The organism is Siminovitchia sediminis, from assembly GCF_042680885.1.
GTDB lineage: Bacteria > Bacillota > Bacilli > Bacillales > Bacillaceae_C > Siminovitchia > Siminovitchia sediminis.
Map to the genome: position 1 here is coordinate 1 of NZ_JBHUEO010000068.1, position 24398 is coordinate 24398.

The window sequence follows — 24398 nt, forward strand, 5'->3', positions numbered from 1 at the left end:
TTCCCTTCGCCCTTGTTATTCACAACCTAAACCATTGGCGTGTTTGTCAAGGGCGATTGCGTGAGTTAACCACCCAACCACTGATAGAAATCTAGTGAGTTTTCATAGAACTTTTGACATTACCTTAACCTAACCTGCTGTTACGCCAACCACAAAATCAATTTCAGGATCAAGGATTTGTTCAATTAACTTCTCTTCAGGAGTAATTCCCATTTCTCTGCATCTATTTCGATAGTGTCTTACCTTTTGTGTTTGATATTTCTGTACATCCAGACCAGGTACAGCCTTTTGATATTCAACCAATCCCACAACAGTTCCTCTAAACTCATCAAAAATGTCATGTACCAGGTACTCATATTCCGGATTTTCCTGAAGCAGCTCTCTGACCGCAGTTGTACCAAAAGTAATATGACGGCCTTCATCAGCGAGGATTCGTTTAAATCCTTTGTCAAGTGTTCTGCAAACGTTACCATATAATTTTAAAGTGTCAACAACGATTTCGTATGACGGCATGGATAGGACACCTTCAACAAATCCATTGTATAGTGTGCAGTATTGAATCATAGACTTTTTAACTTCTTCAATATTATTTTCATGCACAGCGTTTTTTAGCTTTTCAGCGTAGAAAGGAAGTCCTTCGTGCATTACTTCTTTAATTTCAAATCTTCCGGATGGATCGACCACTTTGTCCCTTGTAACAAAATAAGGAGCAAGCTCATCAGGTTCTAAAATCCCTGCAACTTCATCATGCCAAATGGCTAAAAACTCTGCGTGCTTGGCTTCTTCCATGATAAATGTGGACAGGTACATGATCCAGTCAAATTTGTTAAGTGCATGAGCTCCTTGAAGCATGGGAATAAGTTCGTTCGTTACCGCCTGTTCACCTGAAAAGAACCGGATCGTTACATTCAGCAATCCATTTTTTTGTTTTTCGGTCAGTGTTTCCCAGTCTTTTTTGTCTTGGGTGTAGTCCCAATCCTTTGGATTCCAAACACTTTTGATAGCCTTTTCATATTTTCGATAAATGTCACCCTTCATCATATCCCTGGTAAAGAAAAATAATTCATCTGCTGGTATTGTATTACTCATAAAGCATTCCCTCTTTTCTTCTATATTGTTTAATATGTTATAGGAACCTCATCAAAATGACGAGGTGCACTTTGAACAATATAATGTCACAAAATTGTACATTTTGTACATTTTTCACACCTATCGAACTTTTCTAAAAGTTAATCACCAAAGACTTTATTACACCCTAGAAAAGAATTCTGCATTTTTCTGAATATATCCTATTTCATCCTCCGGCACTTCTTCTTCATAAAAAATCGCTGATACCGGACACTGAATAATACATGCCCCACAATCTATACATGTATTAGGATCAATGTAAAATTGCTTATCCCCTTCCTGAATCGCATCAACAGGACAAACTTCGGAACAAATGGATGCCTTTTCTTCCATACATGGAGATGTAATTACATGAGCCATGCCTCTCTTCCTTTCTATAGATATTTTTTATTCAAACTCATGCGACATTCTTTTCTATCACCACCTGTCGATTTATCTGCTATTTACACCTATAATTATGTGAGTTCTACTTTCCCTCTTCAATATGCGCCGCGTTTAACATTTTTTAAAAATAATGTGCAATTGCCAACATCCATAACCGCACTGCAAAAATTAAAAAGGGATTGCGCAACAAACCGCACAATCCCATTATCCCGGAATGGAAAGTTTTATTCCTGTGTAACATTTTTGCTTACATAAATGAAATATTTTTTTCTATCCTAAGACCGAGACGGTTTCAACGTTTAGTTTGAATTAAATAATTAAGAACTCTTAATATTGTCTTTGGCACAAATAACAAAACATTGCTGGATGTTTGCTTAAAACGATCATTTAGGTGTGTAGTGCAAAATAAAAGTGCAGAGTTATGAAACATAAACGTACATAACTCTGTACTTTATTTAAAAGAAAAAAGACCTTGCCAGCCATTCAAATCTTCTCTACTGTAGTTGGTGTCGAATCAATCACAGTGGAGGTCGAAAGGATTGCTGGCAATGTCTGAAATCAATTGTATCAAACTTTTAAGGAACCAGAAATCATTTTCTATCAACAAAATAGCCAAAACTTTGGGAATCAACTGGAGGACTGCCAAGAATTATGCAGATGCCGACCAAGTCCCCCAGGAAAATGTTCAAAAGAAGAGCGGCATGATGTACGAAGAGTCATGGGGGAAGATTTGTCTCTGACTGGTTGGCTGAAGATGAGAAGCTGAAGAGAAAGTCAAGGAGGACCAACAAGAAAATCTTTGAGGAGCTTCAGAATATGGGGTTCACCGGTTCCTATCGCACGGTCTGTTACTTCATCAAAGATTGGCGTGAAGGCAAGGAAAAGGGCGATGAGGACAGGGATCGGAATGCGGAACGGTTGCATCATCCGCCGGCTGAGGGAATGTGGAAAACAAGGTGGGTTATCTCCGTTATAATTTTGTGACACCGGCACCGGTGATTCAGAGTTTTGAACACTTGGGGGAGATTCTGAAAGAGTGTCTGACAAAGGACCGTGAACGGGTTCACTATGAGAAAGGAATCTCTATCCAAGAATTGCTGGATCAGGAGTTTCCATTCCTTTTGGCCCTGCCAGATGAGGAGTATCCCATTTTCAAGAAAGAGACAGAGAAAGCGAATAAATACGGGGAGATCACCATCGACCAGGCCAAAATACATATTCCCAAAGGGTATAACTTTGGACAGCTTCACGTAGTAAAGTACTGGGACAGATTCAAGGTACTTTCTCCTTATGGGGAAGTTCTGTTTACGGATTATCGCCCTTATATGCAAAAAGGGCGGAAGATTCCCTGGAAGTCCATTTTGAAGTCCTGGCTTCAAATGCCTAGGATAGTCACCTACTCGCGATACTCCCCGTATCTTCCCGGCCGCATCTATGAATATATCAAAATAGACAACCTGGCCATCCGGAAGCAACGCTTTGGTTGGCTGGCCCGGATACTTGCCACGTATGAAATGGCAGAGATCAATGAGTATTTCTATGACTTACTTGAAGAGCAGGCGGATGGTTCAGGCGAACCGGATAGACACCCGTACGAGGTAGATTGGACGAAATATGACCAGCTCCAACCGGCTCATTGGGAAAGGAGTGAAACATGATGGTGTCAGAGATAAAAAGGATGTGCAAGACACTCCGGCTGGCTTACGTTGCGGACATCTATGAGTCTATTCCCTTTGAAAACCCGGCCCAGTATCTTTCGGATGTCCTCCGGAAAGAGTTGGCGTTGAGGGAAGAGGCGAAGGTGGAGCGTCTGCTTAAAAAAGCGCGTTTCCTGAGTAGGAAAACACTTGAATCATTCCAATGGAATGAAAAGATCCACCTGCCTCCCCGGTTGGATTCAAGGGAACTATCCGCACTGCACTTTATTGAGAAGCGTGAAAATGTCATTCTGGCCGGCTCTCCTGGCACCGAAAAAACACACCTGGCAACGGTGCTTGGTCGGGCGGCCTGCCAAAAGGAATATGAAGTCCGCTTCTACCGTGTATCCGATCTGGTGGATGCCTTGACCAAGGCATGGAGGGAAGGAAAGTTCCAGCAGTTCCGAAATAAGTTTAAGAAAGTGAACCTGATCATTCTGGATGAGATGGGCTATATCCCGTTTAGCAAAGAAGGTGCCGAGCTATTGTTTCAATTGATTTCTGAGTGGTATGAACAGAAGAGCCTGATTATAACTACTAATCTGGAGTTCAGCCAATGGAACCGCATCTTTGTCGACTCTAGGCTGACTGCAGCCCTGGTGGACAGGGTCATCCATCACGCTCACATTTTAAGTTTCACTGGAGAAAGCTACCGTATGACTCACGCGTTATCGAGACAGAATCATTAACGGAATAGGCTGGCAAAGTTATGCACTTTTGATTGCATTATTGTGTATTTTTCTCTTGCAAAATACATTTAGTAACCGGATCGTACTCATTTTCGCGTGATTTATCCTTGGATATAAGTTTAAGCCATTCTGTAACTAGCCTGTGACAATTAGACCTCGTTTGAGGTAAAAACAGCTTAATCTCTTTATCAATTTTTTCAACAATATCCGGGTCCTGATTTCCGGTATGTTTCACCCAGGCTTTTAATATGGATTCAGTTACTTCCGGATGAAACTGAAAGCCATAAATGTTATCACCTATTCGAAATGCCTGATTTTTACAGAACGAACCTGTAGCCAGTAAAACGGCTTCATCAGGTAAGTCAAAATAATCTTCATGCCATTCCATAAAAGAAAAGGTATTTGGAAGTAATCTAAACAGAGGGTCCTCAATAGCAGCTTCTGTTTTTTGCAGCTCGGTCATACCTAATTCTACTTTAGACATCCTACCCACTTTTTTCTTAAAAGAACTGGCAATCAGTTGTGCTCCTAAACAGATACCTAATACCGGTTTGTCAGCCCTATAAAATAACTGTACCGTTTTCTTAATATCTGTCAAAAATGGATATTTATCAATGTCGTTGGCCGACATGGTTCCGCCCATAATTATTAAGGCGCGATAAGAATGTACGTTGGCAGGAATTTTTTCATTCTCAGCCATTTTAATAACTTGATATTTCACCCTAGCCATCTCCAATGCAGGAAGAAGTTCTCCAGGTGGACCGATCTCCACAGGCTGAATAATTAATATGCTCATTATGTCACCCCATCATTAGATAAACTTAGTAATAGTACATATAATCTTTTCTAACAAAATTTATTTTAATTGTGTGCGGGTCAATCAAAATCTTTTGGGTCCATGTAATTCAGGATATTCGTCTTATAAGGCAGACCTACGGGTATTTTCTTAGAGAAGTCCATACCACTCGGTCACACCAATAAACGCATTGTACAGCAACACTGCACAACGCTACCTCTATTACTAGAAAGATTATCTCTGGAATAAAACATATAACAAGGCTCATGGAACAACAGTTTTCTTTATTATCAAAAATAACGGGAACTTTTTATCTTAATATATCTACGTTATTCAATTATCCGTTAGGAATAATCATTTTAAGCCAATATCTTTTAATATTATAAGAGTAAGTCAGTATACTTCAAATGGGCACCATGGTGTAACATTTCAACAAATGGTGTGCATTTAACACACTGATTTTTTTAATTTGGATTCTATACTTTGGGAACACGTTTTTCAGGAAATATATGCGTATTATTCGCGTTCGATAACTGTTTCTTTGCTTGGTGTTGGCCGATATTTTTTAATGACGATGGAACGGATGCCCTCTTTTTTCATCAGTCTCTGTACACGTTTCAGACTTACTCCGTATCCTTCTGCTCAGAGATATTGGTGAATTTTTGGGGCTCCATAACGCCCTTTGCTTTCTTCGTGGATCTCTTTGATCCTTGTTTTCCCGCTCACTTGGATTCAGTCTCTTGGAGTGATAGGTAGTAGGAGCTTCGCGGCAATTTCAGGACTTCGCACATAATTTGGATCGGATGTTGGTCTTTATGTTGATCAATCACGGAAGCTACTGCAGATTGGCTTACCTTTTCGCGAATATGGCCATAGCCTTTTCTAAAATTTCATTTTCTTCCTGCAACCGGCGAAGCTCCTTTTGAAGCTTGGTATAGTCATCCGCCGTTGCCACGGTTCCATCTTCAAACTTGATGGGAGAAAACTTTTTAACCCGATTATAAATGGAAACATCGGATACGCCATATTCGCTGGTTAATTGCTTGACTGGAGTGCCAGATTGATATAATTCCACAACCATCCTTTTGAAATCTTCATTAAATTTATTTTGGTCTTTATTATGGCCTTTCATTGGACATACCTCTTCTTAATCTTATTCCGCAAAAATTATGAAACTAACTAGGATGTGTCCATGAAAATATACTAGCACCAATTGCCTCAACTACTGGGAGAACGTTATTTAAAGTAGGAACAGTTGCCAAATTTGAGACATTCGGCAGAAAAATGTGTAAAGGATAGGATACAAATAATTATTCATATCCATACAAAAAACACCCTAAAACAATAAAATGTTTTAGAGTGTTTTCATTGATATGAATCGGAACCCAAATACATACAAAGACGTCGAGGGAGGATATATATAGTCGGATTAAAAGGTGGGTTAATCAATGTTTTTTTAATAGTAAAAGAGTTAAATTATTTGCGGAAGGACATTTCGATTTGCGATAATTTAGCTTATACTGCTTGCCTTAATTTTTCATTACACTTAATAACAACAAACTTTTAAAAAACAGCCAAAAATAAAATCAAAAAAACGACATATAAGCCAGAATAATTATAAGAGCATTAGCTCACCTGGTACTAAGAGAACAAGAAATAGGCTACACCGAATATTGTTTGATCGGTTTCAACTTTATTAATCAAAGTCTTTTTTTCTGCTGAACAATCAAATATCCTTGATCGCTTCCCTCAATAAGAACCAACACATGCTTTATCTTACCTTTTCACCGCAGCTTTCACAGCATAGTATGGATTGTATGGTATAATTTCTGAATTAAATCCATTATTATCTAAAGCTGCAGCCAGTTCTTTGGAAGATATCCTATGATGAAGCGGTGGTCCTGATTCTGTCCGAACAGCTTCCCATTCGATTACAAGTATTTGTCCACCCGGCTTTAAAATACGTTTTATTTCGTCCAGCGTTTGATCTATATTTGGAACCTCATGAAGAACGAGTGAAATCATTATTTTGTTTACCGATTCGTCTGCGAGCTGAATTTTGTCTAAATCGCTTTCTACATATTTCATGTTTTCCAGTTGTTCCTGATCCGCATTTTCCTTCAACATCCCGAGCATCTTTGGCTCAATATCAACTGCATAAACCACCTTTGCTTTTTTAGCCATTGGTATGGCGAAATAGCCATTTCCAGCGCCAAGGTCTGCAATGATATCATCCGGAAGTATATCTAGATGAGCAATAAGTTGATCCGGTGGCAATAACTTCATACGATCAGCTCTCATTAGCATATTGGCCTTTTCAGGATTAAAACGTTTATCTTTCATTTTTCAACCTTCTTCCTAACCATTTTACATTGTTCTTACCATAGCTATATTATACGGAGTTTTTCATTAATCATTTGCAAGTATATTAAGTACATGCATGACGCCTGCTGCATCTTGGGAAATATCCATTTACTTCTCGCAGCATCCCTCTTTATTCTTAGCAACTTCCCTAACGAAGATTTTTTCACCTGTAAAAAACATTCCATTAACCAGACAGGTTACATTATCCTTAGTAACATTTCTTATAAAGCAGAGGAAGCTAATATTTCTTCCCTGGTGTATCCCCCCACCCAAGGAAAACGAAATCGCTTGCAGAGAAAACACCCGCTTGCTCTACAAGCAACTACAATTTTCACTCGATTTCCTTCGTTAAGTTTTTCATTGTCAGTTCATCCATTGGGCCGATAAATTTTGATGCAATCCTCCCGTTTGTATCAATAATATAGCTTGTAGGAATGGTAAAAGCTTGATATTGCATACCGATATCCCCATCCTCATCTAAGGGGATATCAAAGGTAAGACCGAAATCTTTAACAAATTCTTCAATTTCCTTTTTCCCATTATCCATATTCGTCAGGTTCACGGCCACGACTTCTATGCCTTTATCTTTGTTTTTTTCATAAAAGTTTTGCATATGGGGCATCTCAGCCCTGCATGGCGGGCACCACGTTGCCCAAAAATTTAAGATTACTTTTTTTCCTTTATAATCGGATAATCTGACTGTTTCTCCGCTTAATGTGGTTAACTCAAAGTCGGGTGCCATCTTTCCTTCTTCCACTTCAGAGAGATCTACACCCGGGATCTCTTCATCTGCCGATACCACCTCTTCCGTGTCGGAATTTGACTTTTCTTCGCTCGCCTCCTTTTTAAAAGGATCCAATAAGTTGACGAATACAATGGCAATTGCCAGTATAATAATCGCGACAGACAACAAATTTTTGTTCAAATCATATTGCCTCCTTATCAGCTCGAATTCCAAGAATAATCGCAATTAAACCCATCCAGATAATGGTCACCGATTCAAGCGATAAAATAGAACCGAACGAACTGATGATCAAAAGTTCAAGTAATATAAACAGCAGGAATAATTGACCTGACACCTGGGTTTTTCTCCCTTTTTCCAAAAAAAGGAAAATAGACAATAATACAAGATGTATTAATATCTCAAAGTTGTTTTTCTCCAAAAAGCCAATAATTACTTTATAACTGATAAAATAGAGCAGAAAGAGCCGGACACTTTCTTCATATAAAAAAGGGAATCGCTTTGATGCGAAGATCAACATATAAATGGAAAGGATGACCAATGCAAAAATGTGGCCTTTTGTGCCGCCGTTGAAATACAGGATCGACATGGGCATATCCAAAAATAAATTCAAATTGAATACAACATAGCTGAGTTTCCATAAAATAAAATAATAGAAAAATCCATTCCAATACCAGTCTCCTGCTTTTTTACCCGTAACAATCCTGTTGAACATTGCTGCAATAAATAGCGCCACAAAAGCGGCAATCCAAATTGTTGGAATTGCTATACTTCCCACTTGAAAAAAGCTCAATTTGAACTTCCATTCAAAGAAGTATATTGAATGGTAAACTTGACGTCAATTGACTGGAGGACTGACTGGATTAAACCGCAATTTTTCACCACTAAATGGGCAATCTTATCTGCTTGCTGTGTTGTAAAAGGCACTTCAGTATAAACACGGGCCGAAAAAGAAAGCTGTTCAACCCGGTTCGCTTGATCGGGATTTCTAACCGCAGTGACTTCTATTTTGATTTTCTCAAATGACATTCTCCTTTTTGTTAAAATGGTGCGAAGCAAACTTCCACTGCATCCGGCTAATGAGGAGACAAATAACTCGTATGGACGGTAACCTTTAGTTTCACATGGAGAAATGACTATTTCTCCAAATCCTAAATCACCTTTAATATGGTCATTTTCAATTGTATATTCCACCTCACCACTCCTCTCAGCATCATCGTAATTTCTAATTGTTAAGGAATGATTAAGTTTCTGAATTTAAAGGAAGCTCTACCCGAAATGTATGGTGGTTGCCATCCGTATTAATTCCGACCCTTCCGCCGTGGGAAACAATAATACTTTTGGTGATGGCAAGTCCCAGTCCTGCCCCTCCAGTTTCTAGACTTCTTGATTCCTCCATTCGGTAAAAGCGTTCAAAAATAAGATCTTGTTTTTCTGGATCAATAAATTCACCGGTATGACTAAAAGTAACGGTATATTTTTCATTTTCTTTTGATCCCTTTATCGTTAATTCATCTCCGGTATTGTAATCAATAATATTCTGTAGAATATTTGTAAAAGCCTGTTTTAGTCCATCTTGATTCCCCTGTATTTCCGCTTGATCCATATGAAAATAAAAGTCTTCAAATTTGTTTTCCAGCTTTATATGAAAAGTCGTGAACACCTTTGTTAATAATTCATCGATCTTTAGCGGTTGAAACTGCTTATCTGAGAAAAAGTTTCCTTCATCCCAGGAATTCAACTCGGCTATCATTTCGACGATTCTTGTAATACGTTGGGATTCTTCAAGCAGTGAACCAAACAATTCAGAATCCCCTTCTATCACTCCATTTTGCAAGGCTTCCAAGTATCCGTTGATATTTGTTAACGGAGTACGAAGTTCATGGGCGATATCCCGAAGCATGTCCTCCCTTTGTTCTTGAACAAAATGGAGGGTCTTGGTCATGGAATTAAAGTTATCAACCAACTCCCTCATTTCGCCTGATGTTTTGACATCAATCTTGGCAGGAATGCTTCCTTCCTTAACGGACTTTGCCGCCGAAGATAAAGATTTGATAGGACTCATTATTTTTCTTACTGTAAAATAATGAAACAGCCCCACCATGATGAAAGCAATAATCCCTATTTTCCATAGAAAAGAATTTAAAGTATCTACAAGATCCTGTCCTGTAACTTGCTTCGAATTAACCAAAAAACAAGCATAATCCTTGACGGATATGCCTGCAATAAGAATGACGAGCAAAATGACAACACTGTTCAGAGCAATCAGCCTGGATAAAAGCTTAGAAAATCTTTTATTGAGCCACAAATTTATACCCCATTCCCCGTACGGTTTGAATATAATCCTTAGGTGTCTTAGATTTTATTTTTTCGCGTAAATTCTTTATATGAACATCAATCGTCCTGTCTGATACAGCTTTCTCGTTATTTTCATAAATAAAGTTGAGGATTTGTTCCCTTGATAAAATCTGATCAGGATGCTGCATGAATATGTGAAGGAGTTTAAATTCAAAGTGGGTTAATTCAAGCGGCTCGCCGTTAATTAACGCCTCTCCTTTTGCCGGCTTGATCGTAAACCCGGTAAAACTAAGCTTTCCGCAACGGCTTGCTGTTCTTCTAAGTACCGCTTCAATACGGACCATTAATTCCCCGGGACTGAAGGGTTTGACCACATAATCATCAGCTCCCAATTTGAAACCTCGGATCCGTTCTTTTTCGGAAACTTTTGCCGTCAACATGATGATCGGCATCCTGCTTTTATATTCTTCCCGAACCCACCTGCATATTTCTTCACCACTGACTTCGGGAAGCATTAAATCGAGAATTAAAATGCACGGGTCCATTTCTTTAATTTTTTCCTTTGCCTCCAGGCCGTTCACCGCTTCAATCACTTCATACCCGTCCCGCGTTAAATAAATCTTTACGAGATTCCGGATCTTAGGATCATCCTCTACAACCAAAACCGATTTTCCAATTAAGCTTTTTTGAAGCAAGCCTGTCCCCCCTTTACTCAAAAGAATAAGCTATATGATGCCAGCCAGGCACTGATTTTCTGCATTTGTCCGCTTAAAACCAAAAATCCAAGCATAACCATAATCATGCCATTTACAAATGCAAGCTTCGGCAAATAACGGTTTATTTTCCTCATTGTTTTCAGAGAATAGGAAAGAACAATAGATATTACAAAAAATGGTATGGCCATTCCTAGGGAATAGGCTCCCAGCAGAAAAACACCCTGGCTTAATGTTTCTGATGAACCTGCCAATAACAGTATGGAGGAAAGGGCTAGTCCGACGCAAGGGGACCAGCCTGTTGCAAAAGCCATTCCCAATAATATGGAACTAAAAACATTTTTTGAGCCTTGTTTAGCTTCAATTCTTTTTTCCATCATAAAAAGTTTAAATTTTAGCAGGCCTGCCATCTGCAACCCAAAAACAATGATGAGCAAACCGGCAATTTGCATAATGAGCATCCGGTAATCCGCAAGAATCTTCCCGATAAAGCTCGCAGAGGCACCAAGTGCAATAAAAATAAGACTAAAGCCAATAATGAATCCGATTGAACGGGAATAAAGTTTAGCCCGGCTTACTTGCATTTTAGCAGCTTCAATCTTACCGCCTGTTAAATGGGTGATGTAGGCTGGCAAAAGAGGAAATACGCATGGGGAGAAGAAAGATAATAAGCCGCCCGCCAGTGCAAAAAATACTCCGACATCATTCATTATCCTCACTCCTTTTCAGTTTCATTATGGGTTTGAATTGTTAAAGTTTGATTAAGATTGGATTTGCATTTTCGATTAATGATATGGTTTCCAAGACACTTATATGGGCAGATATATATTGAAGGAAAGTTTTTCATTGGGAAATAAACCAGGAGGGATAAAGTGGTACAGGAAATGACAATTATCCAACAGAATGATACACATGGATGCCTGGAAATGCACGAGGAGCTTTTCTGGGGTGCAACCGGCCCGTATTTAAAAAAAGCGGGTGGCTTTTCACGGATCAGTCAATATGTGAAAGATACCAAAAAACAAAACCCCAATGTGCTATTTTTGGATGGAGGGGACTTGTTTCATGGGACTCTTCCTCTTGTAAACAGCAGAGGCAGCGCGATCCTTCCAATTTTAAATGAAATGAAACTTGATGGGTTTGTTCCAGGTAACTGGGATTTTGCCTATGGCCCCGAGCAGTTGAAACAACTGGCTGCAAGCCTTCCGATTCCGGCAATCGCCTGTAATGTAAAGGATGAAGTGAGCGGCAAGCCATTATTGAAGCCTTATTTCATTAAAGAAATGATAGGCATGAAGGTTGGAGTGATTGGGCTTACATACCCCTATGCAGATCAAACAATGCCGGCAAGTTTTTCCAAGGGACTAGTATTCTCTAAAGGTTTGGATGAAGTCCGCGATATCGCAGCCATTTTAAAAAAGGAAACTGACCTTATTGTGTTGCTTAGCCATATGGGTCTTCCACTTGATGTGAAACTTGCTTCAATTGTTGAAGGGATAGATATCCTGCTTTCCGGCCACAGTCACGACCGTGTTTCCAAGCCGATCCTATTGAACGATACAATCGTTGTTCAGGCCGGCTCTAATTCTTCATTTTTGGGGCGGCTGGATGTTGTTGTTGATAACGGTAAAATTACGGGCGTTCACTACGAGTTGATCGATATTGACGAACAACTCGCTGAAGATCCGGAAGTGGAAGAACTGGTTCAGGCCGCTGTCGGCCGTTATGAGGACGTAAGAAAAGAAATCGCAGGCCAAACGAATTCCATGTTACACCGGATGACATTAAATGAAGCCCCAATGGACCAGCTGATTACAGATGCTTATAGGCACTCCCTGTCATGTGACGCCGCCTTTTCCCACGGTTGGCGATACGGGCCTCCTCAAGCACCTGGCTTTCTCTCGATGTATGATTTGCACAGCATCATTCCCACCAACCCGAAACTATTTACGCTTGAAGTCGAAGGGCAATTGCTTTTTAATCTGCTTGAAAAAAATTTGGAACAAGTATTTTCTGCAGATCCTTTTCAGCAAAAAGGCGGTTATATTTTACGCTCTTCGGGCTTGTTCATGACCTTCAAACCATATAATCCAAAAGGACATCGCATCCAGACACTTCAAGTGGGCGGGCAGGATATCAATCTGAGTAAAACTTATAAAATTGCAGGCGGGGGACAGCAACTGTTTAAAGGAATGGAAGAAAAGAAAACGTATCATGAACATCAGGCCATTGAGGCCATTCACTCTTTTCTTAAAGACAACGGTCCATACCAAGCTGATAGGAAAAACCGGATTATCAGTGTATAAGACGAACCGGCTGGTGAAATGTATGTAATATAAGAAAACTTATAAGGAAACACCTTAAAAAGAAGCTATTATTAGCCTGTGTAACACCATAAGGATATGTTCCACAAATGCTCTTCCCTTTCACTACTCCATTAAATCAGGAATAAGGATTGAGTTGACATGAAAAGCCCTCGTTCCTGATAAGCAAGCTCCTTTCATGAAAAAGGACCCTTAAGACAGAGAATATCAACCTTGTCCAAGGGTCCAGCTCTTGCCTCACTATGCTATTGCGTGACCTGGTCGATACATGCGATTAAGCGGTCTTCAATATCCTGAGCAAATTCTTTAATTGAGGAGTCGCTGACCATTTCAATTAAAGCTGTTGGTCTAGGCATGCCAATTTTCGTCTTGCCCCCGTCTTCATAAACAACAATTTTACACGGCAGGAAATAGCCTACCATTTGATTTTCTGATAATACCCGTTGCGCCTCTTTTGGGTTACAAACTTCCATTACATGATAAGGCTGATCAAATTCAAACCCTTTATTTTGTAAAGTTTCTCTAATATCAAAGTGCCAAAGCACACCGAACTTTTCCTCTTTTAATTTTTCCTCTAAGGCTGCCATTGCTTCTTCGATTGACTGATTCGTTTCTACAGTGTAATGAAACATAGGCTCATCTCCTTTTCCAGTTTAATTCTATTTGTTCCCTTTTTGCTAAGAAACCAATCAACAATCGATTTATTTTGGCGAATTTCTCTCCAAATAGAGGCAGCCGCACATACTTCCCCGCCATCAAGAATAATAACATCAAAATAAAATAACCCGGGCTTTTAGAAGTTTAATCATATAAACCCATTGCGGATATATACAAACTTCTAAAACCGTTGCTTTAACAATATTTCTATAATTTATAGCATTATATTTTATACCTAATTATGTAGATCTCTAAAATTTTTATAGTCAAAAGTGAATCAATTTACTACCCGAAGAACTTTTTACATTGGATTTCTTCCAATGCCGCCCTGAGACTGCTCTTTTTTATCTTCTAAGAAAATATTCGCCGATTTCTTGGGCTAAAAAATTTATTTTAGCAATCATTTATGTTTCTAGACCAAGTAGCTAAAGTTTAATTTTTCAGGTATTAAAGACCTCTTCGTTTTAAGCAAGTTAGTAAAAAATGCCTAATATCTTTTATTCTCTCAAAGTGGATAGTCCGTTCCACTATTTTGTCCTCCAAATTTACGAATTAACTTTGTTGTTGTACATTTTCTTTTTCGGTTCTCTCTGCTTTGGAAGTTCTATCCTGAATTACTACCCAAATAATTAAAGATGATATCCGCATAGATCTTCGTTGCATCGATTAATTGGTTCACTTCCACGTATTCATTCCGTTTATGGGCTTGATCTATAGTACCGGGACCAAAAAACGGTATAATGGGAATCCCATAAGCAGCAATAAGTCGAGCATCAGCTGTACCGGGGTTTGCACTTATCTGAGGTTGTCGACCTGTAATTCGTTCAACGGCCGATTTTGTGACTTGGACAATTTTTTCACTCTCATCAATTTCGGCTGCGTTCATCCAAAACAGATCTTCAAACTCTGCCTGGATGTCTGGGTCCTCTATAGAAAGATTATCAAGAAATTCCTGTATTTCCCGTCGAACTTGCTCATGTTTCATTCCCGGCACCGTGCGAATGTCAAATGTAGCTGAGCAATGGCTCGGGACCACGTTTGTCTTAGTGCCCCCTTCAATGAGAGTGCCTGGTGCAATGGTTGGCCCAGTTAAAAGTTTATGCGGGGTATGGCTTAATTGCAGGCGGTTCATATTTGCAATAATTTTAGCCATCTTTTCTACCGCATTGACTCCTTGTTCAGGTACACTTCCATGACTAGTGACCCCCTTTGTGGTAATACGGAACCAATAGGCACCTTTATGTGCGAGATGAATATCCAGCTCAGATGGCTCTGTACATATTGCTGCATCAGCAGTCAAACCTTGCTCGAGTAGGTACCCTGTACCCAACGCACCTCCGGTCTCCTCATCGGCCACTGCGGTAAAAATTACTTTACCTGCGATATCGATGCCCGCTTTCTTAATAAGTTGGGCAGCCATTATCATGGTTCCCGTACCGCCGAGCATATCTGCGGCACCCCTTCCATATAAACGTCCTTCCTCGATCACGCCTCCGAAAGGATCATAATCCCAGTCCGAAAGATCTCCGGCGGGAACCGTATCAATATGCCCATTGAAAAGCAATGTTGGTCCCGGTTTATTTCCCTCTAATGTTGCTACCACATTGGCCCTTATCCCATCTTTGCTGACAATGCGTGTTTCCAGGCCTATCTCAAGACACTTGCGTTGGACAACCTCGGCAATTTCCCGAGTATCACCTGTCGGATTTTCACTCGGTGTCTGAATTAAGGATTGAATAAAAGTGACAATTTCCTCAGTATTTACAAACTGATCCCAATCAATCTGTACCTTTTGCTTTTGCATAGAATGAACACTCCTCTGACGAATTCTCTAGTAAACTATTTGAATCTAAAAATTTAACCAAATAATGACAATATACTACTGGCACCGAGGATTAAAGCGATGATACCGACGCCTAATCCCATACATTTTGTAATATCACATTTTATATTCTCCCATCACTCGTCCAGTAGATTAGGACGAAAATTTATAAGCGAAGGGATATACCATAGCGGCTGTTGTATGATAATAAGGGAAACGGGACCGTAATCTGGAGTGCAACCATAACACAGGGAAAGGAGATTGCCCACTCCCAAAAAACGTTTATTTGATTTATCCGCCTTCCGTCCAAATAATAATCCGGCAAGCACCAATGCAATCACCAGTGGACCAAGTACTGAAGATGACCTACCCCCGGCAATCAATCCAGCACTTAAAAACGGTAACGCAAGGCCACTTAACGCGGTTTCAAGTTGAACAGCCATATCGGTGCGCTTTCTATAGACATCCCCCGCATTACGGTTTCGACAGAGATTAATATAAACGCAGTCCTTAAGCGTCCAATAATCATCGTTAATTGTATATCAAATCTTGCCGGTGGAATCTTTTCAAGACTGTACCATCTTTTATGATCATTTGTAAAATGAAGGAAAAAGTTAAGAAGTACAACGGTTGTACCAATCAAGGCCACACTTTCCTTACTGATTATTTCGCTGAATCTTCTAGTTCAACTAGGAAATTGCAGCAATCATCGCCGTTCATTAGGGTTTTCGTTCGGGAAAATTTGAATTTCGGATTGACTCCCCGGAAAAAACACTCATCTCTATTACAGGACAGCATACCTCCCATTTCCCGCATACCCAGTCTTTCGTACATTTCTACATACTCACACCGGACTATATCAAATCGGTTATGCTTTTCATCTTGGCTTATGGGATTTATATCAAGAGCATCTACCATTTGATGAGGCTTGATATGTTCCAACAGTTCCTTAGTGCCATTATCCCCAAGACGCTGTGCACTTTCTTCACCGGCTTTTCGTGCCAATTCTTCAATAACGCATTCTGCAATCTCGTAGGTGCGTTCTTTACCGACCTCTTTGGTGAACGCCTCCAAGAATGGTTTAATCATACGTGCTTCGATTTCCCTGCGTAACAGAAGTGGAACATCATTTATGGTTTTCATGAGATCACACCTTCCTTACTAAGTATTATTGATCCGATAATTTCGTTTCTCTCTTCCATCAAAATACAAAGCTTCCATTTTTAAATTGGTGAATATGTTTTTAACTACCGCGCCAGACAGGCAGAAATCTCAACATAATAAATACTACAGGCCCACCTTTCTAGTAACGTTTTACATTAATCTTTTGTCAGTAAATACATGGAAAAGCATAAGTGCAATTCTATTTCACATTTTGAATTTATTGTTTCTAATGCAAACTATTACACATCTGTACATACATGTTGGATATTATATAACGAAACAGGTACATCCTTAGGGAATACCACAAAAGTCAACACACGACCCTCTCAAGTACATCCTTTTTGAGGCAAACCTTTCGGTTCATAAAACGACTCTAAATAGTATTATTATTTTTCTATCACAGCTTTACCTCATATTCGGCTTTACCTAATGCTTTGTTGTTAAATTTTAATAGGAAACTCCGTTTCATTTTTCAAAGCATCATTTTGTAACCAATTTGTATTTTTCTAATTTCCGATACAATGTTGCAAGACTAATTTGCAGTTCAGACGCAATAAGGACCTTATTATTTCTATATTCTTCGTTTAAAAAGTAACGCTGTAATATATTTTTTTCATACTCAAATATTCTTTCTTCCAAGCTAAAACCTCTTTGATTATTCATTGGATCTTCTTGGTTTAGCAAATAGTCCGGAATATCGGAAAATCCTATTACTTCCGTCTCTGCCATATTGACCATATATTCAATAGCATTCTCAAGCTGTCTTATGTTACCGGGCCAGTTATATTGAATGAGCCAATTTTTTAATTCTGGATCTACTCGCATTGGTCTTTTATTTAACTCATTACAAAACTTTCTGATAAATAACTCTATAAAATTTCCAATATCTTCTCGACGCTCTTTCAACGGTTTTAATGTAAGTGGGATGACATTAATTCGGTAATATAAATCTTCTCGGAAGGTCCCCTCCTTCATCATTTCCTCAAGGTTTCTGTTGGTTGCTGCAATAACCCTGCAATCAATAGATATTGAACGGTTCCCACCTACACGATTAATGGTGCGTTCTTGTAATACCCTTAACAACTTGGCTTGCAATAAAGGAGACATATCTCCAATTTCGTCGAGAAAGATGGTACCTTTATGCGCCAACTCAAATTTCCCTATATTGCCCCCACGCTTAGCACCTGTAAAAGCACCGCTTTCGTATCCAAACAACTCGCTTTCCAATAAGTTTTCAGGTATAGCTGCACAGTTTACAGCAACGAATGGAAATTTACTCCGTTTACTTTCATTATGAATAGCTTTAGCGAGTACTTTTTTTCCTGTTCCGCTTTCACCTCTAATTAAGACGGTTGAAATACTATTAGCCACTCGTTGTGCTTTGTGGACGACATCTTTTAAACTAGAATGATAACCAATAATACTAGAAAATAAGATCTTATCTGGTTGATGGGGAATATTCTCTTTCATCTCACATTCCGCATGTTTTGTTAATTCCAGCAAAATCAGTTTATTTTCCAATAGTGTGCTTAAATGGCTTAGAAACCTGATTAGTTTCTCATGGTCATCAATCATTCTTTTTTTCTGTTTCGCAGAGAAACTTACAACCCCAATAACTCCGACCGGCTTATTTCTTTTTAAAATGGGAAACCCAATCGTTGCAAGCTCTCTGCATTGGGTTCTAAACTTGCAGCTTATACATTGGGAATCACTTTTTTTCATATCATAAACAAGACCTGGTTTTCCGGTTTGTAATATTTTCTTGAAGAAAGAACCTTCCGGTACCGGCTTGCCTATCAGATCATTGAAGTAACCGGTTCCACTTATTCTGATGCCATTTTCATCAAGTATGGTTACATCCTGCCCCAACATTTCGGCTATGTCATTTACACACGCATCAATGAATTCTTGTATATAAGATATCCGTGCCATGGGTACCTACCACCCCCTACTATACAAATTAACTTTCTTTTTGTATGTATTTATTATTATACCAATTTTACAAATATTTTTGTGAATGCACGTGATAGAAAGAAGATTTTCCCAGAGTTGATAAAAATGGCTACTCCAAGTACTAGCCTGAATATTTTACATAAGATACCTTTGCATTATAAAGTTCTTTCTCTCCTGTTGGCTCAAAAACCTTAAAATGGCATAATTGTTTTCCATATACATGGATTGTAATAGCAGGTTGATCTCCTTCTACCTCAAGGGTATGACAATCAGCCGGAGGCAAGAGTGTTCCTGTATCCTGTTCCTGTACAACTATAGACCCGGTATGCCGAAGTCTCACAACATTCTTAGAAACGTTGCCCTCTTGAATATAATTTGTTACTCTGACTTGACCTGAAACGATTCCTTCAACTCCCCATGTTCCATCGTGATCATGCAGTGACGTTTTATGGCCTGGCTGCCAGACCAAAACCAACACCTCAAATCTGTCTTGTGGATCCACGTAAAGTGAGTACCGCGCATATCCCTCATTACTTGGCTTTCTCTTATCTTCCGTGAGCCAGGAAATGGAACGAATCAACTTGCCCACCAAGTGTTCAGCTTTTGATACTCTATCGGCCTCGCTATCTGTCTTTTCTACTATATCCGTCATTTCACGTATAAAGTCTTCTAATTGATATGCTTCAGTTTTGTAATTCATTATGACGTCTCCCCTTTTACTTAATGACTTTGAGCTTTTAAGAACATTTCACCGGTGACCTCATTTAATTGGAATAAAGCTCTCTCTAAAGTTGGACGTGGACATGCGATTTCATTCTCATAAATCCTTCTCCACCGTGTCCAAAAATGTTTCCACGATTCATAGCTAGCTTTGCTTAGTGGAGCATGAAATGTTCAAGCTCCTCAGCAGTCCTGCAATCTAACCAGACCAAGTAAGTTCCTACCGGCTCGGTGATTTTGATTTTGGTAAATGTGGTTTTGAAAGTATTGTTGAAAAGAAATATTCTGCTCTTAATAAGCCAGTACATAATCTAACCATTCTTCCCCATATTGGTAGGCACTTTCCAGTCCGACTACTGCGAACGGTGTAGGTGACCCGACAAATACCACGGTTAATATATTTCACGTATCTCACTGTTCGGGATAATGGCATCTTCTTTTTAACCAGTTCAGAATGGCCTCATAATAAGAATCTAGTCGATATATATCCATAGGAACCGTGCTCCACTCTTTTTCTTAAATCTTTGTTTACGGGGGAAGCGCGACAAAATCCATATCTCCCATCCACATAGGGATGGCATCCTTTACCCCAAAATATCTACAGATGATCCAATTTCACACAAGAGGTTTTCATTCCATTAAGTTCATTATGTACCTCCTCTTAATTTATTATTTTAAAATTTGTATTTACATTTTAGTTTTTTTGCAAAATGCGTGCCAAATTTTACACATCTTCAAAAGATCCTGTTGTCTCTGATATTCACTAAAAGTTTTAGATTAAAAACTCATAAATTATAAGTTAATCAATCACCTTCTATTTGCAATATCGATAAATTTTATTCTCACGACCGAGAAATAGGCGAATGACTATTTGAAGTGGAGAGAACCGAAAACTTCAGATTACCGTATGGTCAACTACTTTAATTCCGTCATCATACTTTATGGCTTAACAATATCTGTGCAAGAACAAGGAAGATCTAAAACCAATTATTTGAATGTACAGGACCTTGAGAGTTAATCCTTCTGGTACTGTTTAGCTCATGAAGCTGGGAAACTTATGGAGACTGGAGTTGATAATGAGTTACGGGGCAACCGGTATATAAGTAAAAAAAAGAGATTAGGTACGCTGTCGGGCATTCAAGAGATGTTACTATGGTATTTAGGAAAACAATTATAAATTTAGATGAAGAACTTGAAACAATGACCAGCGGTTATGTCTCCTATTTAAAGTAAGCCAAAATAAAAAAAGATACGTGGTATTCAAAAAAAGTCTAGTTGTAAATAGTCCATCATTCATTTAACTAACTATTGAGCAAATATCACAGGTATATACAACTGTTTTACCCTTGGGTGAATCCTGAGTTGGAAAAAAGCTTTATTGCTAAACGTATCCATAAATTAAGTGATAGAAGGAATCAGCGGTTTTTCAAATTAATTATGCTGCACTTTTTCTAACTTTAATAGAATCCAACCTTTTTAGTTATAAAAAAGGCGCATTCTCGGGGGCAAACCAATTCGGAAAAAGGACTTGCTGAAATGGACAAAAATTTTTGGATATAATATGTAAGCTCTCGATTGAGTATAAACAAAACTATAATAGATCAAACGCTTGTTAATGTTTCTAATTTCATCCTGAACATTACTGTCTAGTTTAAAATAAAAAGATACTTCCTCCCATTCAAAATTATTTTTTTCTAGCCAATATCAACAAATTTCAATTTGGTTTTCAGGTGAAGAAACTTTGTTCATCTTTATCTGTTGGTAAACTGATCTAAACCATATAAGGGTTTTCCTGCCATGAAAATTTGGACATCCGAAGCATTTTCATTTCTTAGCAACATATTATCCACTCCTATGATGGAGTAATTTGGTTGCTTATAATAATAACAATAAAGACTCACTTTACTAAGATTTAAATTTTACCTTTCTCGGTAATGACCACTTAGAGAATTCCTCCATAACGTATATAACTTATTCCAATAAATTAAATATTCAGAAATAATTGACCACCTGCAGCCTGCCAACTTATAATGATTTTAATATTGAAAGCGCTTTTTGTTGGAAAACATCATTGTTTTTTAAATTCTAAGAGCTTATGACACTTAGATGCTTAAATATGACATAATAAAAAGCTTTATTAAAGAGGTACAAATGGTGAGGTGGTTGAAATGGAAGATTAATTATGGTTTATACATCTGTTGATGACTAGAAAATGAAATAAATGTACTAAGAAAAGATTTTAATTCTCATCCAGAACGCATTAATTAATCCGGGTAACAAGTATTGTAAATTCAAGACTAGATTTATTAGAACTTTTTGACTTAATCCTTATTGAGACGATTTCTGCCATCAACCATGCCGGGTGTTATTTTTATTCCACGAGTAGAAAAAGGGCCTAATTAGCAAAGCCTCCACTCATTTTAAAAAGGAGTGATATTAATGATAAGAGAAGCATTTAAACTGATTGATCAAAATGAAGTCATTAAGGTTGTCAAAGATTTGGTAAGCATAAATAGTGTAATGCCTCCTCATAATGTTGAAAAGGAAATAGGAAATTATGTGCTTGATTATATGAAATCTAAAGGAGTTGAGTCAGAGATACAACAGGTAGCTCCAGAAAGATTTAATGTCATATGTAAACTAAAGGGAGAGAAAAAGAATCCAGCAATTATATTTACCGGACATATGGATACTGTACCTGTTAGTGAAGATGAAACGAAATTATGGAATACTGATCCTTTTCGAGGTGAAATTATTAATGGCAATCTTTATGGTAGAGGATCCACAGACATGAAAGGAGGACTTGGATCCGCTATGGTAGCGCTGGGTACATTATCTGAACATGGAATAGTACCGCCAAATGATATCATATTGGTAGCTACGGTCGACGAAGAAACAATTATGTTGGGTTCAAAGAAATTGATAAATACACATTTTATTAAGAACGCTAAAAAAATGGTGGTTTGTGAACCTACTAACTTGGAACTGCATCCAGTTTGCAGAGGCAGAACTTGGGCTGAGATTAAATTAAAGGGTAAAACTGCACATGCTTCTGTACCGAAAGAGGGAATTAATGCTATTGATAAAGCAGTAACTTTTATCAATAGATTAAATGAATATAAAATTCCTCATGATAAACATGAATTATTAGGGAATTCTTTCTGGAATGTTACCGAAATTAAAGGTGGGCTAGGACCGGCAATCATACCAGATGAGTGTACGATTACTCTTGATGTCAGACTAGTACCAGGTCAAACATCGCAAGACATATGGTTACAAGTTGGTAAAATTCTAGACGAATTAAGGGAAGAAGTTCAAGATTTTGACTCAAGTATAGAAATTATTGAAACTAGAGATCCTTGGGAAACACCCGTGAATGACTCTATTGTAACCACTATGGAGAAATCCATGAAGAATATAGATTTGCCCATATTATACGGAGGCTTTCTAGGAACTACAGATGGAACTGAATTACGGAAATCAGGTACAGGAATAGATACAGTAATCTTTGGTCCGGGACGTGTGGAACTAGCCCATAAAGAGAACGAATACGTATCAATTCACCAATTGGTTGAAGCTGCAAAAGTTTATATAGAAACTATGGTTTCCTTTGAGGAATAAGGTTGATTTGCTGGAATTCGACTACCCCAATCAATTAATATCTAGAATCCTTGATTATTGCAGATGATTTGAGCCAGTCAGTGCGGAAAAATGAGCCACTTTCTGAGGGCAGGAGAGCTAGCACCATAAATAGAATAACCTCTTGTATAATAAAATTTGCATTCAAAAATAAGTATGACAATACGATACAGGAGGTTTTTTTATAATTAATTATCTAAAAATTCCGTAGTCAAAGACGATCAGTTCGAAATCCAATGCGGATTATTTAAATAGCTATTAGGCCAATATGAATTAAAAAGTTTCATCAATGAAGGTGGTAGTATATTTCTGTAAAATGTTTACAGCAAAATGACTCTAGTTTGACACCATTTCACTACATGTGGGTATCAGAGTATGAATGGCACACCGGATTTCCATATTTATTTATATCTTGCCGCAATGATTTCTAAAAATGCTTTTGCAATTTCTTCATCTTCCATAGATAGCATATATAAAGCCCATGAGTTTTACAATTTTGTAACAAACGCTCTTCCAGCGTTACAGATTCTCGCAATCCCCCAACTGGTAAACTACGATTTTTTCTTTTACCTCCCTGGTTGCAAATTTAAGGCTGTACCTCTTTATCTCCCCGTTCAAAATCTGTGGTCCTTTTTGGTACAAGCACCTTGATCCCCTTTTTTCCTTTTTTCACATAACGGCCGTTCTGGCGATTTCACATCGTTAGAACATATTCCAAATATTCTCCTCAAATTGTGCTCAGTCTTGTTCCATGCAAATTCGGTGAGTTGGAAGACCAAGAAGCTATCTTTTCCCGTATTAAAGAGACATCACGCTATGTTCCGATTGTACAGCTATTTGAGCATGCTACGGATTTGGCTTCCACACTTCATCGAAATAAAAAGAAGGAAGAAGAACAAAGGGACAAATTGAATTTTATCGTCCGATACTGCCAGATGAAATTTTGAATTTTTCCAGTGTTTAGAATTTATAATTGGAGCCTTTTCAAATCCAACGCATGGACAGATTGACACTTTTTTGCTAAAGGGATTGCGTAACGACCCGACCCCGCACCAATATCCAATACACTAGATAATTTATTCAGTATTCCCTTATGCTCCAACAAACGGGGGACTGCATCAGAATAGTAGGTGCTTCCGTGTACTTGATTATGATAATACGTTTTTGCCATGTGGTCCCATTTCTCTTCATCCGTTCCTATTGATTGATTGCTGATTTTCAGCTTTTGTTCAAATATCTCTAGTGTATCCATAGGTTCCATTCCTTTCTCATATGAAAATCATTCGCATTATATCATAATAATAGTCG

General features: G+C 38.4%; 23 protein-coding genes and 1 pseudogene. 5 read left to right on the forward strand and 19 right to left on the reverse strand.

Annotated features, from left to right (window positions below; all coding sequences use genetic code 11):
* Positions 1-129: 129 nt before the first annotated feature.
* Together ACFSCZ_RS16435 and ACFSCZ_RS16440 are read right to left on the reverse strand one after the other, a co-directional pair.
* Complete coding sequence (locus tag ACFSCZ_RS16435; protein WP_380775449.1) at positions 130-1089, reverse strand: ribonucleotide-diphosphate reductase subunit beta; 960 nt, start codon at positions 1087-1089, stop codon at positions 130-132.
* A 159-nt stretch (positions 1090-1248) separates the two neighbouring features.
* Positions 1249-1488: an indolepyruvate ferredoxin oxidoreductase subunit alpha gene (locus ACFSCZ_RS16440; RefSeq protein WP_380775451.1), complete on the reverse strand. Its 240-nt coding sequence runs from the start codon at positions 1486-1488 to the stop codon at positions 1249-1251.
* Positions 1489-2468: 980 nt separating this feature from the next.
* On the opposite strand from ACFSCZ_RS16440, the gene ACFSCZ_RS16445 reads away from it, so the two are divergent.
* Positions 2469-3170, forward strand: a complete 702-nt coding sequence (locus ACFSCZ_RS16445; RefSeq protein ID WP_380775453.1) for a hypothetical protein — start codon at positions 2469-2471, stop codon at positions 3168-3170.
* Positions 3170-3898 carry an IS21-like element helper ATPase IstB gene (istB, locus tag ACFSCZ_RS16450; protein WP_380775512.1) on the forward strand — a complete coding sequence of 243 codons (729 nt, stop codon included), beginning with the start codon at positions 3170-3172 and terminating at the stop codon, positions 3896-3898. Before ACFSCZ_RS16445 ends, istB begins: the two co-directional genes overlap by 1 nt.
* Positions 3899-3935: 37 nt before the next feature.
* On the opposite strand, the gene ACFSCZ_RS16455 is transcribed toward istB, so the two are convergent.
* The 10 genes and pseudogenes from ACFSCZ_RS16455 to ACFSCZ_RS16500 form a co-directional block, all read right to left on the reverse strand.
* Positions 3936-4694 (reverse strand): type 1 glutamine amidotransferase, encoded by a 759-nt coding sequence (locus tag ACFSCZ_RS16455; protein ID WP_380775455.1) that lies wholly within the window; start codon positions 4692-4694, stop codon positions 3936-3938.
* A gap of 516 nt (positions 4695-5210) precedes the next feature.
* Positions 5211-5420, reverse strand: a pseudogene (locus ACFSCZ_RS16460) (IS3 family transposase).
* A gap of 124 nt (positions 5421-5544) precedes the next feature.
* A complete protein-coding gene (locus tag ACFSCZ_RS16465) occupies positions 5545-5826 on the reverse strand; it encodes a transposase (protein WP_380775457.1) in 282 nt (93 codons plus the stop codon).
* A 644-nt stretch (positions 5827-6470) separates the two neighbouring features.
* Positions 6471-7037, reverse strand: a complete 567-nt coding sequence (locus ACFSCZ_RS16470; RefSeq protein ID WP_380775459.1) for a class I SAM-dependent methyltransferase — start codon at positions 7035-7037, stop codon at positions 6471-6473.
* A gap of 352 nt (positions 7038-7389) precedes the next feature.
* Positions 7390-7983, reverse strand: coding sequence for a peroxiredoxin family protein (locus ACFSCZ_RS16475; protein ID WP_380775462.1), 594 nt, complete (start codon positions 7981-7983; stop codon positions 7390-7392).
* Between the two features lies 1 nt (position 7984).
* Positions 7985-8593, reverse strand: coding sequence for a hypothetical protein (locus ACFSCZ_RS16480; RefSeq protein ID WP_380775464.1), 609 nt, complete (start codon positions 8591-8593; stop codon positions 7985-7987).
* On the reverse strand, positions 8590-8994 hold the full coding sequence (locus tag ACFSCZ_RS16485) for an OsmC family protein (RefSeq protein WP_380775466.1): 405 nt from the start codon (positions 8992-8994) through the stop codon (positions 8590-8592). Before ACFSCZ_RS16485 ends, ACFSCZ_RS16480 begins: the two co-directional genes overlap by 4 nt.
* 49 nt (positions 8995-9043) lie before the next feature.
* Complete coding sequence (locus ACFSCZ_RS16490) at positions 9044-10108, reverse strand: HAMP domain-containing sensor histidine kinase (RefSeq protein WP_380775468.1); 1065 nt, start codon at positions 10106-10108, stop codon at positions 9044-9046.
* Positions 10095-10793 carry a response regulator transcription factor gene (locus ACFSCZ_RS16495; RefSeq protein ID WP_380775470.1) on the reverse strand — a complete coding sequence of 233 codons (699 nt, stop codon included), beginning with the start codon at positions 10791-10793 and terminating at the stop codon, positions 10095-10097. The genes ACFSCZ_RS16490 and ACFSCZ_RS16495 overlap by 14 nt, the downstream gene beginning before the upstream one ends.
* Before the next feature lie 17 nt (positions 10794-10810).
* Positions 10811-11521 carry a cytochrome c biogenesis CcdA family protein gene (locus tag ACFSCZ_RS16500; RefSeq protein WP_380775472.1) on the reverse strand — a complete coding sequence of 237 codons (711 nt, stop codon included), beginning with the start codon at positions 11519-11521 and terminating at the stop codon, positions 10811-10813.
* A 162-nt stretch (positions 11522-11683) separates the two neighbouring features.
* On the opposite strand from ACFSCZ_RS16500, the gene ACFSCZ_RS16505 reads away from it, so the two are divergent.
* Entirely contained in the window at positions 11684-13117 is a 1434-nt protein-coding gene (locus ACFSCZ_RS16505) for a bifunctional metallophosphatase/5'-nucleotidase (protein ID WP_380775474.1), read from the forward strand.
* 263 nt (positions 13118-13380) lie between these two features.
* Here ACFSCZ_RS16505 and ACFSCZ_RS16510 read toward each other — a convergent pair whose 3' ends face one another.
* The 6 genes from ACFSCZ_RS16510 to ACFSCZ_RS16535 form a co-directional block, all read right to left on the reverse strand.
* Positions 13381-13767 carry a DUF302 domain-containing protein gene (locus ACFSCZ_RS16510; RefSeq protein WP_380775476.1) on the reverse strand — a complete coding sequence of 129 codons (387 nt, stop codon included), beginning with the start codon at positions 13765-13767 and terminating at the stop codon, positions 13381-13383.
* 629 nt (positions 13768-14396) lie between these two features.
* Positions 14397-15596, reverse strand: coding sequence for a M20 family metallopeptidase (locus ACFSCZ_RS16515; protein ID WP_380775478.1), 1200 nt, complete (start codon positions 15594-15596; stop codon positions 14397-14399).
* Positions 15597-15751: 155 nt separating this feature from the next.
* Positions 15752-16057 (reverse strand): hypothetical protein, encoded by a 306-nt coding sequence (locus tag ACFSCZ_RS16520; protein ID WP_380775480.1) that lies wholly within the window; start codon positions 16055-16057, stop codon positions 15752-15754.
* A 220-nt stretch (positions 16058-16277) separates the two neighbouring features.
* Positions 16278-16757, reverse strand: coding sequence for an L-2-amino-thiazoline-4-carboxylic acid hydrolase (locus ACFSCZ_RS16525; protein ID WP_380775482.1), 480 nt, complete (start codon positions 16755-16757; stop codon positions 16278-16280).
* 501 nt (positions 16758-17258) lie between these two features.
* Entirely contained in the window at positions 17259-18710 is a 1452-nt protein-coding gene (locus ACFSCZ_RS16530; protein ID WP_380775484.1) for a sigma-54 interaction domain-containing protein, read from the reverse strand.
* Positions 18711-18852: 142 nt separating this feature from the next.
* On the reverse strand, positions 18853-19431 hold the full coding sequence (locus ACFSCZ_RS16535) for a cysteine dioxygenase family protein (RefSeq protein WP_380775486.1): 579 nt from the start codon (positions 19429-19431) through the stop codon (positions 18853-18855).
* Positions 19432-20911: 1480 nt separating this feature from the next.
* Here ACFSCZ_RS16535 and ACFSCZ_RS16540 point away from each other — a divergent pair.
* Positions 20912-20986: a hypothetical protein gene (locus ACFSCZ_RS16540; protein ID WP_380775515.1), complete on the forward strand. Its 75-nt coding sequence runs from the start codon at positions 20912-20914 to the stop codon at positions 20984-20986.
* A 904-nt stretch (positions 20987-21890) separates the two neighbouring features.
* The gene (locus ACFSCZ_RS16545) at positions 21891-23072 is read left to right on the forward strand and encodes a M20 family metallopeptidase (RefSeq protein WP_380775488.1); all 1182 of its coding nucleotides are present in this window, start codon (positions 21891-21893) and stop codon (positions 23070-23072) included.
* Positions 23073-24057: 985 nt separating this feature from the next.
* Here ACFSCZ_RS16545 and ACFSCZ_RS16550 read toward each other — a convergent pair.
* On the reverse strand, positions 24058-24342 hold the full coding sequence (locus tag ACFSCZ_RS16550) for a class I SAM-dependent methyltransferase (protein ID WP_380775490.1): 285 nt from the start codon (positions 24340-24342) through the stop codon (positions 24058-24060).
* Positions 24343-24398 lie beyond the last annotated feature (56 nt).